Source organism: Cyanobium sp. ATX 6A2, from assembly GCF_024346355.1.
GTDB lineage: Bacteria > Cyanobacteriota > Cyanobacteriia > PCC-6307 > Cyanobiaceae > NIES-981.
The window spans coordinates 77,210-90,481 of record NZ_JAGQCU010000011.1 but is presented as its reverse complement, the minus strand read 5'-3'; the positions used below and the strand labels follow the sequence as shown (position 1 = coordinate 90,481).

At 68.8% G+C, this 13,272-nt stretch carries 16 protein-coding genes; 4 read left to right on the top strand and 12 right to left on the bottom strand.

Annotated features, from left to right (window positions below; all coding sequences use genetic code 11):
• Positions 1–250 precede the first annotated feature (250 nt).
• Positions 251–1,153, top strand: coding sequence for a YihY/virulence factor BrkB family protein (locus KBY96_RS11070; protein WP_254979440.1), 903 nt, complete (start codon positions 251–253; stop codon positions 1,151–1,153).
• Between the two features lie 2 nt (positions 1,154–1,155).
• Positions 1,156–1,503 carry a hypothetical protein gene (locus KBY96_RS11065; RefSeq protein ID WP_254979439.1) on the top strand — a complete coding sequence of 116 codons (348 nt, stop codon included), beginning with the start codon at positions 1,156–1,158 and terminating at the stop codon, positions 1,501–1,503.
• A 17-nt stretch (positions 1,504–1,520) separates the two neighbouring features.
• On the opposite strand, the gene KBY96_RS11060 is transcribed toward KBY96_RS11065, so the two are convergent.
• The 7 genes from KBY96_RS11060 to KBY96_RS11030 all read right to left on the bottom strand — a co-directional run bounded on the left by KBY96_RS11060 (position 1,521) and on the right by KBY96_RS11030 (position 7,123).
• The gene (locus tag KBY96_RS11060) at positions 1,521–1,925 is read right to left on the bottom strand and encodes a DUF2834 domain-containing protein (RefSeq protein WP_254979438.1); all 405 of its coding nucleotides are present in this window, start codon (positions 1,923–1,925) and stop codon (positions 1,521–1,523) included.
• A gap of 5 nt (positions 1,926–1,930) precedes the next feature.
• On the bottom strand, positions 1,931–2,254 hold the full coding sequence (xseB, locus tag KBY96_RS11055; protein WP_254979437.1) for an exodeoxyribonuclease VII small subunit: 324 nt from the start codon (positions 2,252–2,254) through the stop codon (positions 1,931–1,933).
• A 3-nt stretch (positions 2,255–2,257) separates the two neighbouring features.
• Positions 2,258–3,475, bottom strand: a complete 1,218-nt coding sequence (gene xseA, locus KBY96_RS11050; RefSeq protein ID WP_254979436.1) for an exodeoxyribonuclease VII large subunit — start codon at positions 3,473–3,475, stop codon at positions 2,258–2,260.
• Positions 3,476–3,531: 56 nt separating this feature from the next.
• On the bottom strand, positions 3,532–3,678 hold the full coding sequence (locus KBY96_RS11045; RefSeq protein WP_254979435.1) for a high light inducible protein: 147 nt from the start codon (positions 3,676–3,678) through the stop codon (positions 3,532–3,534).
• Positions 3,679–3,866: 188 nt separating this feature from the next.
• Positions 3,867–6,380 carry an ATP-dependent helicase HrpB gene (gene hrpB / locus KBY96_RS11040; protein ID WP_254979434.1) on the bottom strand — a complete coding sequence of 838 codons (2,514 nt, stop codon included), beginning with the start codon at positions 6,378–6,380 and terminating at the stop codon, positions 3,867–3,869.
• A gap of 17 nt (positions 6,381–6,397) precedes the next feature.
• Positions 6,398–6,781, bottom strand: a complete 384-nt coding sequence (locus KBY96_RS11035) for a hypothetical protein (protein WP_254979433.1) — start codon at positions 6,779–6,781, stop codon at positions 6,398–6,400.
• A gap of 66 nt (positions 6,782–6,847) precedes the next feature.
• On the bottom strand, positions 6,848–7,123 hold the full coding sequence (locus tag KBY96_RS11030; RefSeq protein ID WP_254979432.1) for a DUF2973 domain-containing protein: 276 nt from the start codon (positions 7,121–7,123) through the stop codon (positions 6,848–6,850).
• Positions 7,124–7,426: 303 nt separating this feature from the next.
• Between KBY96_RS11030 and KBY96_RS11025 the strand changes: the two genes are divergently transcribed.
• Entirely contained in the window at positions 7,427–8,599 is a 1,173-nt protein-coding gene (locus tag KBY96_RS11025; protein ID WP_254979431.1) for a trypsin-like peptidase domain-containing protein, read from the top strand.
• A 16-nt stretch (positions 8,600–8,615) separates the two neighbouring features.
• On the opposite strand, the gene KBY96_RS11020 is transcribed toward KBY96_RS11025, so the two are convergent.
• The 4 genes from KBY96_RS11020 to KBY96_RS11005 form a co-directional block, all read right to left on the bottom strand.
• On the bottom strand, positions 8,616–8,855 hold the full coding sequence (locus KBY96_RS11020) for a hypothetical protein (RefSeq protein WP_254979430.1): 240 nt from the start codon (positions 8,853–8,855) through the stop codon (positions 8,616–8,618).
• Positions 8,856–8,964: 109 nt separating this feature from the next.
• Positions 8,965–10,692: an ABC-F family ATP-binding cassette domain-containing protein gene (locus KBY96_RS11015; protein ID WP_254979429.1), complete on the bottom strand. Its 1,728-nt coding sequence runs from the start codon at positions 10,690–10,692 to the stop codon at positions 8,965–8,967.
• 251 nt (positions 10,693–10,943) lie between these two features.
• Positions 10,944–11,240 (bottom strand): hypothetical protein, encoded by a 297-nt coding sequence (locus KBY96_RS11010; protein ID WP_254979428.1) that lies wholly within the window; start codon positions 11,238–11,240, stop codon positions 10,944–10,946.
• 100 nt (positions 11,241–11,340) lie between these two features.
• A complete protein-coding gene (locus KBY96_RS11005) occupies positions 11,341–11,592 on the bottom strand; it encodes a hypothetical protein (RefSeq protein WP_254979427.1) in 252 nt (83 codons plus the stop codon).
• Between the two features lie 180 nt (positions 11,593–11,772).
• Between KBY96_RS11005 and KBY96_RS11000 the strand changes: the two genes are divergently transcribed.
• Positions 11,773–12,087 (top strand): ribbon-helix-helix domain-containing protein, encoded by a 315-nt coding sequence (locus KBY96_RS11000; RefSeq protein WP_254979426.1) that lies wholly within the window; start codon positions 11,773–11,775, stop codon positions 12,085–12,087.
• On the opposite strand, the gene KBY96_RS10995 is transcribed toward KBY96_RS11000, so the two are convergent.
• Positions 12,084–13,244, bottom strand: coding sequence for an anhydro-N-acetylmuramic acid kinase (locus tag KBY96_RS10995; RefSeq protein ID WP_254979443.1), 1,161 nt, complete (start codon positions 13,242–13,244; stop codon positions 12,084–12,086). The two genes, KBY96_RS11000 and KBY96_RS10995, sit on opposite strands and share 4 nt — an antisense overlap.
• Positions 13,245–13,272 lie beyond the last annotated feature (28 nt).

The following is a 13,272-nucleotide window of genomic DNA, read 5'->3' as shown; positions in this document are numbered from 1 at the left end:
ACGCCGATCCATCTCGAACTCGGCCGTGAAACGCTGCAGCGCCGACGGTATTTGGGGGGTAGCCCCCTGAGAGACTAGGTCGATGCCAGGAACCACACCCTTCCAATCCCTACACAGGTTTTAAGTCATCCGTTTCACAGCGGTCTCTGGCAGCCACGTGCGTCTGTCTGTGAGAACGAGAGCGGCTCATCAGCGCGCGTTTCCCTAGCCTGCTTGGTGTGGCCGTTGTGATTCCCTTATGAAGCGGGCCATGGGTTCGTTGCCGGCTCTGGCCAGGCCGTGCTGGCGTGCTCTCAAACTGTGGAATCGTGAAGGTTGCGCTGATCTCAGCGCTGCGTTTGCCTTCTACACCCTTCAGTCGCTGCTGCCAATTCTGCTGATAGCGCTGTCCGTCATCGGCTGGGTTCTGGGGCGTGATCTGCAGCTGATCGGTCAGTTCCGTGAGTCGTTGCTGGCCTTTTTGCCTCCCCAGTCGCTGCCGGTGTTGGAGCGGGCCCTGGAGGGTTTCATCCGTCAGAGCGCCGGCGCTGGTGTCCTGGGCCTGGTGGTGCTGGTGTTCACGGCCAGCAACGCCTTTCTAGCCCTCAGTCGCGGTGCTGATCGTCTCTGGTGGCGCGGTGATCCCCACCCCGGCAAGCAGTCCTGGTTTCGGGCGATCCGCCACCAGCTTCAGTTGCGTCTCAAGGCCATGGCGCTGCTCGTCCTCTTCTCGCTGCTGTTCATGCTCGATCAGCGCGTCTCGCGCGTACCGCTGCAGGCGCCTACCAGTGTCAAGCAGTGGCTCAGCACCCAGGTGCCGTTCATCCAGGGCTGGCAGCAGCCGGTGAGCGCCGGTGTGGATGTGGTGGTGTCACTGGCCCTGTCCTTTGTCGCTGCCCACCTGTTGCTCTGGCTGCTGCCGTCGCGCCACGTGCGCTGGACCCGGCTGCTGCCTGGAGCGGCCTTCATTGCCTCGGTTCTCACACTCCTCAATCAGCTTCTGGGGCGCATCCTGTTTCTTCTCAGTGACCGCTTCCAGGCCTACGGGGTGGTGGGGGGCGTGCTGGTGTTCAGTCTTTGGGTGTGGATGGTGGGCGCCATCCTCTACTACGGCCAGTGTCTCTCCATCGCTACGGGCAGGCGTCAGGATGGGCATCGAGGCCATTTCTCCTGAGCATGCAACGGCCGATTCCCTGGCCCTGGATCCTGCTGGCGCTGTTGCTGCTGCTGCTGGCCCCTGGTCCAGCCGGCCGTTTTCTGCTTGATCTGCTGGGGGGCCTCACCCTGTTGCTTCTCCTGCTGCCTCTACTGTTCGGCGCGGCTGGTCTGGTGGGCTGGCAACTTCTCCGGCGCCGCCTTCGCACCTGCTCTGCCTGCGGTTTCATCAGCGTCGGTAACGCGGTATGCCCGGCCTGTGGCACCCCCTTTGACGCCTCGTCCGTGGCGCCGTCCTCCCCGGAGATCCGGGCCTCAGACGTCACCATCGATGTGGACGTGGTGGAGGTGGACGATCAAGGCTCCTGAGCCTGGTTCACCATCCCTCAAGCCTGCCCGGCCTGTTCGGTTTGGATCGCCAGCTCCGCCAGCCGCCGTTCCCGCAGGTACAGGAACAGGGGCGCGCCACAGGCAAAGGCGAGGGTGACGCAGCACAGCAGCACCCAGGGCAGGCCGCGCATCTGCAGCCGGCGACTCTCCTGAACAATCCAGATCAAGACGGCCGTGGCGCCGATGGCCAGGTCGCGAGACAGGGACGCTGCCGCCGGGTTGGCGGCGGCCATCTGGACGAACAGTCCCAGATCGAAGCTGGAGCCGCTGCTGCGGATGAACTCCAGATTCGCCAGCCAGGGCAGCACGGCGCCAGCCACAGCCAGGGCCAGGTACACCCACTGCAACCAGCTGGTGGCACGGTCTCCGGGCTTCGGCAAGGGTTGGGGCGACACGGTCATGGTGTTCAAGTGGTGGTGCGGGTTTGTCCCGTGGACATGGACTCTTTGGACATGGACTCTGTGGGCATGGACTCTTCAGCGGGCACTGCCGCTGCCTCGGGATCATGGAGGCCATCCCAGAGCAGCACCTCCTGCTCCACCTGGTCGAGAATGGCTTCGCAGCGCTGGGCGTAGGCCTGCCCCCGGCGATACAGCCCGGTCATGGCCTCCACGTTCAGGTCGTTGGCCTGCAGCTCCGCCAGAACCAGTTCCAGGGCAGTGTGGGCCTGGCTGTAGCTCAGGTCGGCGGCACCGCCGTCGGCGGCTTCAGGGCTGGGTTTTCTGGCCATGGTTCATCCAGCACCGGCCTCTCCGGCGGAACGTCGTTGACTCTGGCGCAGAGAGGCTTGCTTCTTGGTCTTCGTGCCGTGCAGGTGAACCTGCCTGATCTCGGCATCGGCCTGACCGTCGGCGAGCTGCAGCCGCACCTCCTCGCCTGGCTGCAGCTCGCCGGCGCTCCGGATCAGCCGGTTGCCGGCCGTGCGCAGCAGACAGAACCCCCTCTCCAGCGCATGCTGTGGTGAGAGCGCCTGGAGCAGCAGCCGGCTACGCAGGAGATCCTCCCGGCGCTGCTCAAGCTGTCTGCGCGGGTGCTGCTGGGTCAGCCGTTCCTGCAGTCCCCCCAGCCGCTGGCGTTCGCCCTGCAGGCGCAGGCCCAGCACCTGGCCCAGGTGTCGCCGCAGTTGATGCAGCGCTGGCCTGGCCTGGCGGCGATCTGGCAGCAGGGCCACCAGGGCTGCAGTGGGCGTTGCCGCCCTCAGATCGGCCACCAGATCGGCAATGGTGGTGTCATCCTCATGGCCAATGCCGCTCACCACTGGCAACGGACAGGCAGCGATCGCGCGCGCCAGGCGCTCACCATCAAAGACCGCCAGATCCTCGCGGCTGCCACCCCCGCGGGCCAGCACGATGGCCTCAACCCCCAGCGCCCCCGCCCTTCGGGCCAGGTGTTCCAGCGTTGTGGCGATCTGCTCCTCCACGTTGCCCTGCACCGGGATCGGCACCACCACCACCCGGGTGGCGGGCCATCGCTCGGCTGCGGTACGCAGCATGTCAGCCAGGGCCGAGCTCGGCTTGCTTGTGAGCAGGGCGATGCAGCCAGGGATCTCCGGCAGGGAGCGCTTGCGCTCGGGGTCAAACAGACCTTCTGGGGCCAGTTGATCGCGCACCCGCTCGAAGCGACGGAGCACACTGGAGAGGCTGGGGCGCAGGTCGAGCACCTGCACGCAGAGATTGGCGCGGGCGGCCCAGAAGTTGAGCTTCCCCACCACCACCACGCCATCACCCTCGGCAGGTTGGAAGCTCAGCCTGGTGAGCTGGCTGGCCCACACCACCGCCGAGATCGAGGCGGTTTCATCCACCAGGGTCATCCACAGGTGCCCCTTTTTCAGCTGGGGACGGCTGACAGTGGCGTCGAGCAGAAAGCGGGGGGCAAAACCCCGTTCCAGCAGGCTGGCAACGGCCCTGTTGAGCGCACTGACGCTGTAGCGCTGCAGTGGCAACTCAGTCATGGCGTTGCCAGATCGCACCAGCCAGTGTCCTTCACGCCTTGCAGGATGACCGGAGTTCAGCCCAGACCGATCTGGGAGAGGATGCCTTGGCCGGTGAGCACCGCGGTGGCCAGGCCGATGACAAAACCCATCATGGCCAGTCGGCCATTCCAGGTTTCGGCGAAGTTCACCACGCCGAAGCGGGCTTGGGAAGCCTCAGACATGACTGAATGGGAAAGCGGGACCGGCCCCGGGACTGGTCGGAGGACAGACCCGCTTCCACGATGCTCGAATGGTCAAGAAGATTGGCGGGGGTGGACGAGGGGCGGCCCTGCCTGACGTGGTGGTTTCGTGCCTTGAGTGAGCCGTTGCGATCCTGTAGTCAGGTGCTCGGGCTGGGTTTGGGCTGGGCTCATCGGCGCTCCTCAGCCTGCCGCGCCTTGGTCTGGGCGGTGGGTTGGGCGCTGGCACCGTCCTCGGGCCAGGGGTGTTTGGGATAGCGGCCCCGCAGTTCGCGCCGCACCTGGCCGTAGCCCTGCTGCCAGAACCCATCCAGATCGCGGGTGATGGCCGCCGTCCGTCCCGCTGGGGTGAGCAGATGCAGCGTCACCGGCAGTGCCCCGTCCAGCACGGCCGGCGTCCCCCGGCAGCCGAACAGTTCCTGCAGTTTCACTGCCAGCACGGGCTCACCGCTGGCGTAATCGAGTGGCGCGCTGCGGCCCGAGGGCACCGCCAGCCGGCTGGGCAGCAACCGCTCCAGGTCCTGGCGGCAGGCCCAGTCCAGTTCGCCCCAGAGGACCTCGTGCAGGTCGAGTTGCTGCACCTCGGCCAGGCTCGAGAGGCCGATCAGGTGCGGGGCCAGCCAGGTCTCCAGGTGGGCAGCCAGCGCCGTATCCGTGCGATCGGGCCAGGGACTGCCGCGGTGCCGGTGGGCCAGGCAGAGGCGTTGCTGCAGCTGGCGGCTGGCAGCTGTCCAGGGCAGGGCCTCAAGCCCCAGGCGCCGCAGGCCCGCCAGCAGGGCCGTCTGCACCTGCTCGGGCGCCGCATCCGTCCAGGGCCGGCGCTCCAGCACGAGGGCCCCCAGCTGCAGGCTGCGCTCGCAGCGCACCCTGGCGGCCTGGGCGTCCCAACGGGCGCCGGTCTCCTCCCTGCCGTGTTCTTCGGCCAGGTGCCGCAGCTCATCCAGGGGCAGGGGCAGGGCCAGCTGGATGCGGGCGTCCTGGCCCTCCCCATCCAGCGCGGCCACCGCCAGGGCTGCTTGCTGGACCAGGGGGTCGTGGGGATGGAGAACGGCGCCCTGGCCACTGCGCAGCAGAAATCTCCCGGGCTGGCCGGCGCGGGCCAGGGCCAGCCGCTCGGGGAAGGCCTCAGCCACCAGCAGGGCGGCCTGGCCGTCCTCGCCGCTTGTCTGGGAGATCCCCATGGCTGGAACCCGGCGCTGGGCCATCTCCTGCACCTGGTCTTGAAACCGCCGCCTCAGTTGCTGCATGGGCTGACGGGGCGATTGCCGCCGCAGCCAGTCGAGCCGCCGCAGCAGGTCGCACCCCGCCTCGTCGCGGGGCAGGGGATCCCGCTCACTGAGCAGCACCGCCAGTTCACAGGCCAGCTGCTCCAGTCCCCGTTGCCGGCCCACCAGCAGCAGGTGCGCCAGCCGCGGATGCAGGCCCAGGCGGGCCATGTCGCGGCCGTGGTGGCTCAGCTGGCCGGCTGGGTCCAGGCCCCCCAGCTGCCGCAGCAGCTGGCGGGCCTCCAACAGCGGCTCGGCCGCGGGTGGATCGATCCAGGGCAGCTCAGCGCCCGTGGGATCACCCCAGCGGGCCAGCTGCAGAGCCAGGGGCAGCGGGTCGCTCTCCAGCAGTTCGGGCGAATCGTGCAGCGGCCGCTGGCGCTGGTCAGCCACCGACCACAGCCGCACGCAGCGGCCCGGAGCCAGGCGCCCTGCCCGTCCGGCCCGTTGCTCGGCGCTGGCCAGGCTGGCAGGCCGGGTCACCAGAGCGTCCATCCCACGGGCGGGATCGAAGCGGTTGCGGCGGCTGAGCCCGGTGTCGATCACCAGGCTCACGCCGGCGATCGTTAGGGAGCTCTCGGCAATGCTGGTGGCCAGCACCACCTTGCCGGCCGGGCCGCTGGCCGCGGCGATGGCCCGGCCCTGCTCCGCCAGGCTGAGGTTGCCGTGCAGGGGCACCACCTCGAGGTCCCCACTCCAGCCGGCGGCGCCGATGGCCTGCTCGCAGCGCAGGATCTCCCGCCGACCGGGCAGGAACACCAGCACGCTCTGGCCGGGCTGGCGCTGGTCCAGCCAGTGCTGCTCCAGGGCCCGCAGCACCTGGTGCTCGAGGCGTTCTTCCGGACGCGGCGGCTGGTGGCTGATCGCCACCGGGAAGCAGCGGCCTGCGCTGCGCAGCACGGCCGCTTCCGGCAGCTGGCGCACCAGAGGTTCGAGGGCCAGGGTCGCCGACATCACCACCAGGCGCAGGTCGGGTCGCAGCAGGTCGCGCCCCTGGCGCAGCAGAGCCAGGGCCAGATCGGCGTCGGCGCTGCGTTCGTGGAACTCGTCGAAGACGACGCAGTCCACCCCCTCGAGGGCTGGATCAGCCTGCAGACGCCGCAGGAACAGCCCCTCGGTGAGCAGCTCGATGCGGGTGGCGGAGCTGGTGCGGCTCTCGAGACGCACGCTGTATCCCACCAATCCCCCCAGCGGTTCCCCAAGCTCGGCGGCCAGGCGCTGGGCTGCTGTGCGGGCGGCGATCCGGCGCGGCTCCAGCATCCACACCCTGCCGGCAAACGCTGGCTGGATGGCGGCGGGAACGCGGGTGGTCTTGCCGGCACCGGGTGGCGCCTGCAGCAGCAGGGTGGAGCCCGGTGGCTGCACAGCCGCCCTCACCTGAGGCAGCAGAAGGTCGATGGGCAGGGGCTCAAGGGCCATGGTGCCCCGGGCCTGGCTCAGCGCACGTGGCGTACCCCATCCACCGGGTGGTAGGCCTCGCTGGTGAGCTCTTCGTAGACGATGGCGGGCAGTCCGGTTTCAAACATCGTCTGCAGCGCCTCCTTCAGGTAGGGGTTCCAGCCACCGGTGCTCACCTTGCCGTGGCGCACGGTCCAGTCCCAGGTGCCCTGCAGGTCGCGGGGAATGCGGCCCTCGCGATCGCGGCGGGCCACCAGATCCTGCGACTCGAGCAGGCCCACCAGCAGCGGAGCCTTGCCGTAGGCGGGGGTGAGGCTGAGTTCGAGCCGCACCGGATCCTCCTTGACCAGCTTGAGGCGAAAGCGGGGCGGCAGCTTCAGATTGCGCAGCACTGCTGCCACGATTCGCGTGCGTTGATCCAAGCCGATCGTCTCCCTCAATGAACGGTCTCACCAGTGAGCCTATTCAGTGGAGGTGACGGAGCCGGTTCAGCTGGGTTCGCTGGGCGGGGTGGAGCTCTCCTGATCGCCGCCGAAACGCACGGTGAGCAGATCATCCTGGGTGAGCTGACCCTCAGCATCGAGAAGCTCCGGGTGGATCGTCAGGCGCCCGGTGCGGTCGCCGCTGGAGGGCCTGGGGGGGCTGTCCGGAGTGCCGGAGGCCGCGCGGAACCCCTTACCCATCACCCGGAAGGCCTGCCAGAGCAGCAGCAGGAAACAGGCGCCGTAGAGGATGGGGAAGATCTGGGAAAGGAGGGCTTTCATGGCCTCGGGCCCGCTGCGGTGGCGGGATGCGCTGCCGGCTCACCCATCATTGCCTGGCGGCGTCGGAATTGTTGCCGCTGGTGGCCAGCATCCAGGCCCAGAGGGTGGTGCAGGCAGCCCCAAAAGCCAGGAAGGCCAACAGCAGGCGAGACGTGTCCATGGCTAGACATATTTCTAAACAAATACTACTGGAGTGTGTCTGCTGCGGTGGGCGATAGCAGGGCCGGTCTGCCCCCCTTTCGCCGCCGCATCCGACCTGCCTACGGTCCAGGCACTCCTCCGGCTCAACACCGGTTTGCCGTTATGTCCCCCCACCGTTTCCTGGCGTCCGTTCGCACCCCCCTGCTGGTTCTGCCTTTGTTGGTTGCCGGCCTGAGCCGGGCCCCGGCCCCCCCGGCGTCTGCCTCCCCGTCCAACGTTGCCGCCTCGACTTCCTCCCCGGCCCTGGCCGCCAGCCTGGGCCGCCAGTCCTTCGTTGCCGCCGCCGTGCGGCGTACCAGCCCAGCGGTGGTGACCATCGACACCGAGCGCACGGTCGCGGTGGCGGGTCAGCGCGGGGTGCCCAGCTCCCTGCTCAATGATCCGGTCTTCCGGCAGTTTTTCGGCTTGCCGCAGCAGGCCCAGCCCTCCAGGCCCTCCCAGCGCACCGAACGGGGCCAGGGCAGCGGCTTCATCTTTCAGGCCGACGGCCTGATCCTCACCAATGCCCACGTGGTGGAGCGTTCCGACAGGGTGACCGTGGGGCTTCAGGACGGCCGCCGCGTTGCCGGCACCGTGGTGGGTCTGGACCGGCTCACCGATCTGGCCGTGGTGCGCATCGAGGGCTCCGGCTCCTGGCCGGTGGCACCCCTGGGCAATTCCGATCTCCTGGAGGTGGGGGAATGGGCGATCGCCGTGGGCAACCCCTATGGCCTCGACAACACCGTGACCATGGGGATCATCAGCAATCTCAATCGCAACGCCTCCAAGCTGGGCATCACCGACAGGCGGCTGGATCTGATCCAGACTGATGCCGCGATCAACCCGGGGAACTCCGGTGGTCCCCTGCTCAACGCCGACGGGGAGGTGATCGGCATCAACACCCTGGTGCGCACCGGTCCGGGCGCCGGCCTGGGCTTTGCGATTCCGATCAACCGGGCTCGGGACATCGCCCGCCAGTTGGTGGCCACGGGCTCCGTCAGCCATCCTGTGATCGGCATCGGACTGGATGCCGTGCGCCCCGGCGATGGCACCGGTCTCGATCGGGGGGTGCGGGTGGCCTCGGTTGTCAGCAACAGTGCGGCCGAGCGTGCCGGGTTACGTCAGGGTGATGTGGTGGTGGCCGCTGGTGGCCAGCCCGTGGCGGAACCCTCACAGCTGGTGGCCGCCGTGGAGAAGGCCGGTGTGGGCGGTCAGCTCAGTCTGAGCGTGAACCGCCAGGGCCAACTCCTGCGACTGACTGTGACTCCCTCCCAGATGGGCGTCATCAATCGCTGAGCCTTGGCCAGTGGGATCAGGCCGCCTGATCCCACTGGCCAAGGCCAGGGCTGGGCAGACCGCGGGTGAGGCTCTGGGGAGCACCGAGCTGCTGGCGCATCACCCACTGGGTGGCAGCTTTCTGGCTTTGCCAGGCCTGCAGCAACTGCTTGGCGATGCCCTGGAGCACTTTGGGGTCAGCCGTTTCGTCGATCGCCCGGTTCATGCGCTCAAGCTCGAACTGCTGGCCGAGGGAGAGAGCGAGGGGTTCCGTCATGGAGGGCTCGGGAAACGGCGGTATCACACAACACTACAAACTGTTGCGAAGTCTTGCGTAGTCGTTGCGACAACCCTTCGAGTTTTGTGTTCGTTCCCGCGTCTGGTTCTCAGCCCCCTGGCGTCCCCCGCGCCGCCTGCTTCTGCCGCTGCCGTTCGCGGCTGGCACTGCGCTTGGCTGCCCGGGCTTCCTCCTCGGCGGCGGCCCGCGCCGCTTCGGCCTCCTCCCGCTTCTTCTCCAGGTAGTACGCGTAGTCGCCGCGGTAGAGCACCAGCTCGCCGCCGCGGATCTCCACGATCCTGTTGGCCACCCGCGAAATGAAGTAGCGGTCGTGGCTCACCAGCAGGGCCGCCCCCTCGTAGGCGATCAGGGCGTCCTCCAGCATCTGTTTGGCAGGGATGTCGAGGTGGTTGGTGGGCTCATCGAGCACCAGCAGGTTGCAGGGTTTCAACAGCATCAGGGCCAGTGCCAGGCGCGCCTTCTCGCCACCGGAGAGCTTGCCGGCCTCCTTGAACACACTCTCATTGGACAGGCAGAAGCTGCCCAGCAGTGAGCGCACCTGGGTCTGGGTCCAGTCGGGAACCGCCTCGAACACCGTGTCGATCACGGTCTTGGAGAGATCGAGGGCCTCGGCCTGGTTCTGCTCGAAGTAGCCGGCGATCACGTTGTGCTCGCCCAGGCGGGCGTGGCCGCCATCGGGCTGCTCAAGCCCCATGATCAGCCGCAGCAGGGTGGATTTGCCGGCACCATTGGGTCCCACGAAGGCGATGCGATCGCCCCGCTCCACCTCCAGCTCGGCGCCGAGAAACAGGATCTGGTCGCCGTAGCTGTGGGTGAGGTCCTTGATCTCGGCCACCAGCCGGCCGGAACGGGGGGCTTCAGGGAAGTGGAAACGGGGGCCGCCCACGCTCTCGACCGGGGCCTCGATGCGCTCCACCTTCTCCAGCTGTTTCTCGCGACTCTTGGCCTGGGTGGAACGGGTGGCGCTGGCGCGGAAGCGGTCGATGTAGGCCTGCTGGGCGCTGAGCTCCTTCTGCTGGCGTTCAAAGGCCGCCTGCGACGCCTCGCGCTCCAGGGCCTTCTGCTCGAGGTGCTGGCTGTAGTTGCCCAGGTAGGTGCGGGCGACGCCCCGCTCGGTTTCCACGATCTGGGTGCAGACCCGATCGAGGAAGGTGCGGTCATGGCTGATCACGACAATGGCGGCGCTCTGCTCCAGCAGGTATCCCTCCAGCCATTGGATGGTCTCCACATCCAGGTGGTTGGTGGGCTCGTCGAGCAGCAGCAGATCCGGTTCCTGGAGCAGGATCTTGCCCAGGGCGATGCGCATCTGCCAGCCTCCGGAGTAGGCGGCCACCAGCTGCTCGGCCCCCTCCGGTGTGAAGCCGATCTGGGGCAGCAGTTTGTCGATGCGGGCGTCGAGCTCGTAGCCGTGCAGGGCCTCGAAGCGCTCCTGAAGATGGCCCAGCTCGTGGATCAGGTCCTCCAGATGGTCGGGGTCGGCCGCAGCCTTCTCGCTTGCCATCTCGTGTTCCACCGCGTGTTTGCGGATGAGCACGCTGGCCGCCTCGCCGAAGGCCTGGAAGAGCTCTTCACGCACCGTGCGTCGGGGGTCGACGTCGAACTCCTGCTGCAGGTAGGCGATGCGGGGGGTGCCCTGCTTCACCACTGCGCCGCTGCTCGGTTCCTCCAGGCCGGCCAGGATGCGCAGCTGGGTGGATTTCCCGGCTCCGTTCACGCCCACCAGCCCGAGGCGTTCACCCGCCTTCACTTCCCAGGTGACATCGCGCAGCACCTCCCCGGTGGGGTAGATCTTGCCGATGCGTTCGAGGCGGAGCACGGGAGCTGACTGCGGAGAGCCGTGACCGGCACCAGCCGGCCACGGCCCCATCATCCCTGCCGGCACCGGTGGCGTGTGGGGCAGGCCCCTCGGTCAGACTTTCAGCAGCCGCGCCGGAGCCCCCCATGATCAAACGTCTGGAGCAGGTTGCCGCTCTGGTGGTGGCGGCTGGACTGGCGATCGTGAGCTATTGGCTGTTCTTCAGCCTGGCCCAGGGCGGCGGCATCAACCGCCCTGCCCGCGCGCCCCGCTCAGAGGCCGCCACGGGCCTTGAGCAGCCACTGCTTGCTGGCGCCATCGTCGAGGGAGGCCACATGGGCCTTGACCTGCTCGCGGCTCACCGGCATTCCCAGCTCCTCTCCCAGGCTCACGATGCGATCGAGGGCCCCACCGGGATCCTGCAGGGCCTGCCGGAACAGGGTCTGAGTGAGGCTGGCGTCGGCGCTGATCCGCGCGTAGAGGGAGGCGGCGTTGGAGTTGGCGTTGGGGGCAGCGTTGTTGGAGGCGGCGGCCTCTGAAGCGGCTGGCTGGGGGCTGCTGGAGCTCATGGCAATGGGCCTGCTGTTCCGGCCCTGTGGGTGTGAGCCGACCCTATGGGTGCCACCGGTGCGCGGCAGCCCCCCGTTACACACATGCTGAAACCAGGGCTCAGGCGGCCCGGGGGCTGTCGCTCACCGGGGTGCCGCTGGCCGAGGCGTCCTCCATCGTGCGCGCGTCTAGACAGAGCACCTTGCGCAGCTGGGCGTAGTTGGCCGCCAAGGCACTTCGCCCCTCCTTCTGGGCGCCGTATTCGGCGCGCTGCAGCACGTGGTGCAGGTGGGTGAGCAGATAGGTGCTGATCACGGCCGAGACCAGCACGTCGCTGCGCTCGGCTTGGCGCTGCTCGCGGCTCTTGGGCATGGGAGACCTCGGGGCTGAATCTGATCGGGGCTGAAACCTGACTGGATCCCGGCTGGGCGCAAGGCCAGTAGCAGAGCGCCATCAGCTGAGTGACATCAGCATAGGCGTGGATACTACCCATGCGCATCCGACTACACTGATGCGTAGCCAGAAGCATCCCTGCCCTCTCCCCTCCCCGGCGTGGCCACGCGGCAAACCTCCTCCAGCGGGCGCCCCAAGTCGCCCAGGATCCAGGTGGTCCTTCCGGAGGATCTCTGCCGCCGACTGGGCGATCTTGCGGAACTTGAGGCCCGCACCGTGAGCAACATGGCCCGGGTGCTGATCCAGCAAGGGGTGGAGCGGCTCGAACACCAGCGTCCCCAGCCGGGCAGGGCGGCAGCGGCCGCCGCGGCAGACGCTGCTGCCGCCGAACGCTTCCGTCTGCAGCTGGAGCGTCAGCGCACCCGCCGCCTGCAGGCGGCACCGCGGCGGTTGCGACTGCAGCGGCCCAGCTAGAAGCCGCCGCAGGGCGGCTGGACGCACACCCCCAGCACCGCCGGGCGCAGGGCACCGGTGATCGCGGGCGCGTTGCCGGGGTGCTGGCGCCGGTGCCACCAGGCCAGCAGGGCGAAGGCCAGGGCCTCCCGCTGGGCCCCCTCGATGCCCAGCTCCGCCAGGGGCCGCACGATCACGCCGCGGCAGCGGCGGCGCAGCTCGGCCATCAACATCCGGTTGCGGCTGCCCCCGCCGGCCACCAGCAATTCCACGGGCTGGGGGCCGCGGCCCAGGTCCTGGGCGACCACAGCGGCGCTGAAGGCGGTGAGGCTGGCAAGAACGTCAGCTGGCTGCAGCGACTGCCTCTGCTGGCCGGCCGCCTGCTCCAGGTCCTCCAGCCGGCGGCGCAGATCGGCGTGCCCGAACAGTTCGCGGCCGGTGGATTTGGGCCCGGTCTGCTGGAAATAGGGCTCCAGCAGCCAGCGCTCCAGGGTGGGCTCGTCCACCCGGCCGCGGCTGGCCCAGGCGCCGCCGGCATCGATGCTCTGCTCCCCGCCGCTGAACTGGCTGACGGCCAGATCGAGCAGGGTGTTGGCCGGGCCGCAGTCCCAGCCCCGCACGACCTGGCGGCGGTCGGGGCCGCTGCGGGGCGGGATCAGGGTGAGGTTGGCGATGCCCCCCAGATTCAGAACGGCCCGCCAGCCGCCGCTGCGCCCCAGCAGAGCTTCATCGGCTGCCGGCACCAGGGGTGCTCCCTGACCGCCCAGGGCCAGATCGGCCGCCCGCAGATCGTGCACCACCGGGCACTGCAGCAGCTGCGCCAGCAGGGGAGCCTGGAGCAGTTGCCAGCTGGCACCCCGGCGCGGTGGGCTGGGGGGACGGTGCCAGATGGTCTGGCCGTGACAGCCGACCAGCCGTGCCTGGGCCCTGGGATCGCAGGCCCGGGCGGCAGCGGCCTGCACCTCGGTCACCGCCTCCGCCAGATCCAGCAGCTCGGCGCTGCTGCGCCGGGCCCCCTGGCCCACCGCCACCAGCTCCTGGCGCAGGGGCTCGGGATAGGGAGTGGAGTGGCTGGCCAGGATCTGCCAGCGCGGCCGGTGGCAGGGACCGGCAAAGCGGGCCAGCACTGCGTCCACCCCATCGGCACTGGTGCCGCTCATCAGCCCCAGCACCGCCATGGCCCCTGCGCTCATCGGGCCCCGGCCC

Excerpts from the sequence above, each read along its gene's own strand:
- KBY96_RS11070 (WP_254979440.1), top strand. The coding sequence starts at position 251 with ATGGGTTCGTTGCCGGCTCTGGCCAGGCCGTGCTGGCGTGCTCTCAAA.
- KBY96_RS11065 (WP_254979439.1), top strand. The coding sequence starts at position 1,156 with ATGCAACGGCCGATTCCCTGGCCCTGGATCCTGCTGGCGCTGTTGCTG.
- KBY96_RS11060 (WP_254979438.1), bottom strand. The coding sequence starts at position 1,925 with ATGACCGTGTCGCCCCAACCCTTGCCGAAGCCCGGAGACCGTGCCACC.
- xseB (WP_254979437.1), bottom strand. The coding sequence starts at position 2,254 with ATGGCCAGAAAACCCAGCCCTGAAGCCGCCGACGGCGGTGCCGCCGAC.
- xseA (WP_254979436.1), bottom strand. The coding sequence starts at position 3,475 with ATGACTGAGTTGCCACTGCAGCGCTACAGCGTCAGTGCGCTCAACAGG.
- KBY96_RS11045 (WP_254979435.1), bottom strand. The coding sequence starts at position 3,678 with ATGTCTGAGGCTTCCCAAGCCCGCTTCGGCGTGGTGAACTTCGCCGAA.
- hrpB (WP_254979434.1), bottom strand. The coding sequence starts at position 6,380 with ATGGCCCTTGAGCCCCTGCCCATCGACCTTCTGCTGCCTCAGGTGAGG.
- KBY96_RS11030 (WP_254979432.1), bottom strand. The coding sequence starts at position 7,123 with ATGAAAGCCCTCCTTTCCCAGATCTTCCCCATCCTCTACGGCGCCTGT.
- KBY96_RS11025 (WP_254979431.1), top strand. The coding sequence starts at position 7,427 with ATGTCCCCCCACCGTTTCCTGGCGTCCGTTCGCACCCCCCTGCTGGTT.
- KBY96_RS11020 (WP_254979430.1), bottom strand. The coding sequence starts at position 8,855 with ATGACGGAACCCCTCGCTCTCTCCCTCGGCCAGCAGTTCGAGCTTGAG.
- KBY96_RS11010 (WP_254979428.1), bottom strand. The coding sequence starts at position 11,240 with ATGAGCTCCAGCAGCCCCCAGCCAGCCGCTTCAGAGGCCGCCGCCTCC.
- KBY96_RS11005 (WP_254979427.1), bottom strand. The coding sequence starts at position 11,592 with ATGCCCAAGAGCCGCGAGCAGCGCCAAGCCGAGCGCAGCGACGTGCTG.
- KBY96_RS10995 (WP_254979443.1), bottom strand. The coding sequence starts at position 13,244 with ATGGCGGTGCTGGGGCTGATGAGCGGCACCAGTGCCGATGGGGTGGAC.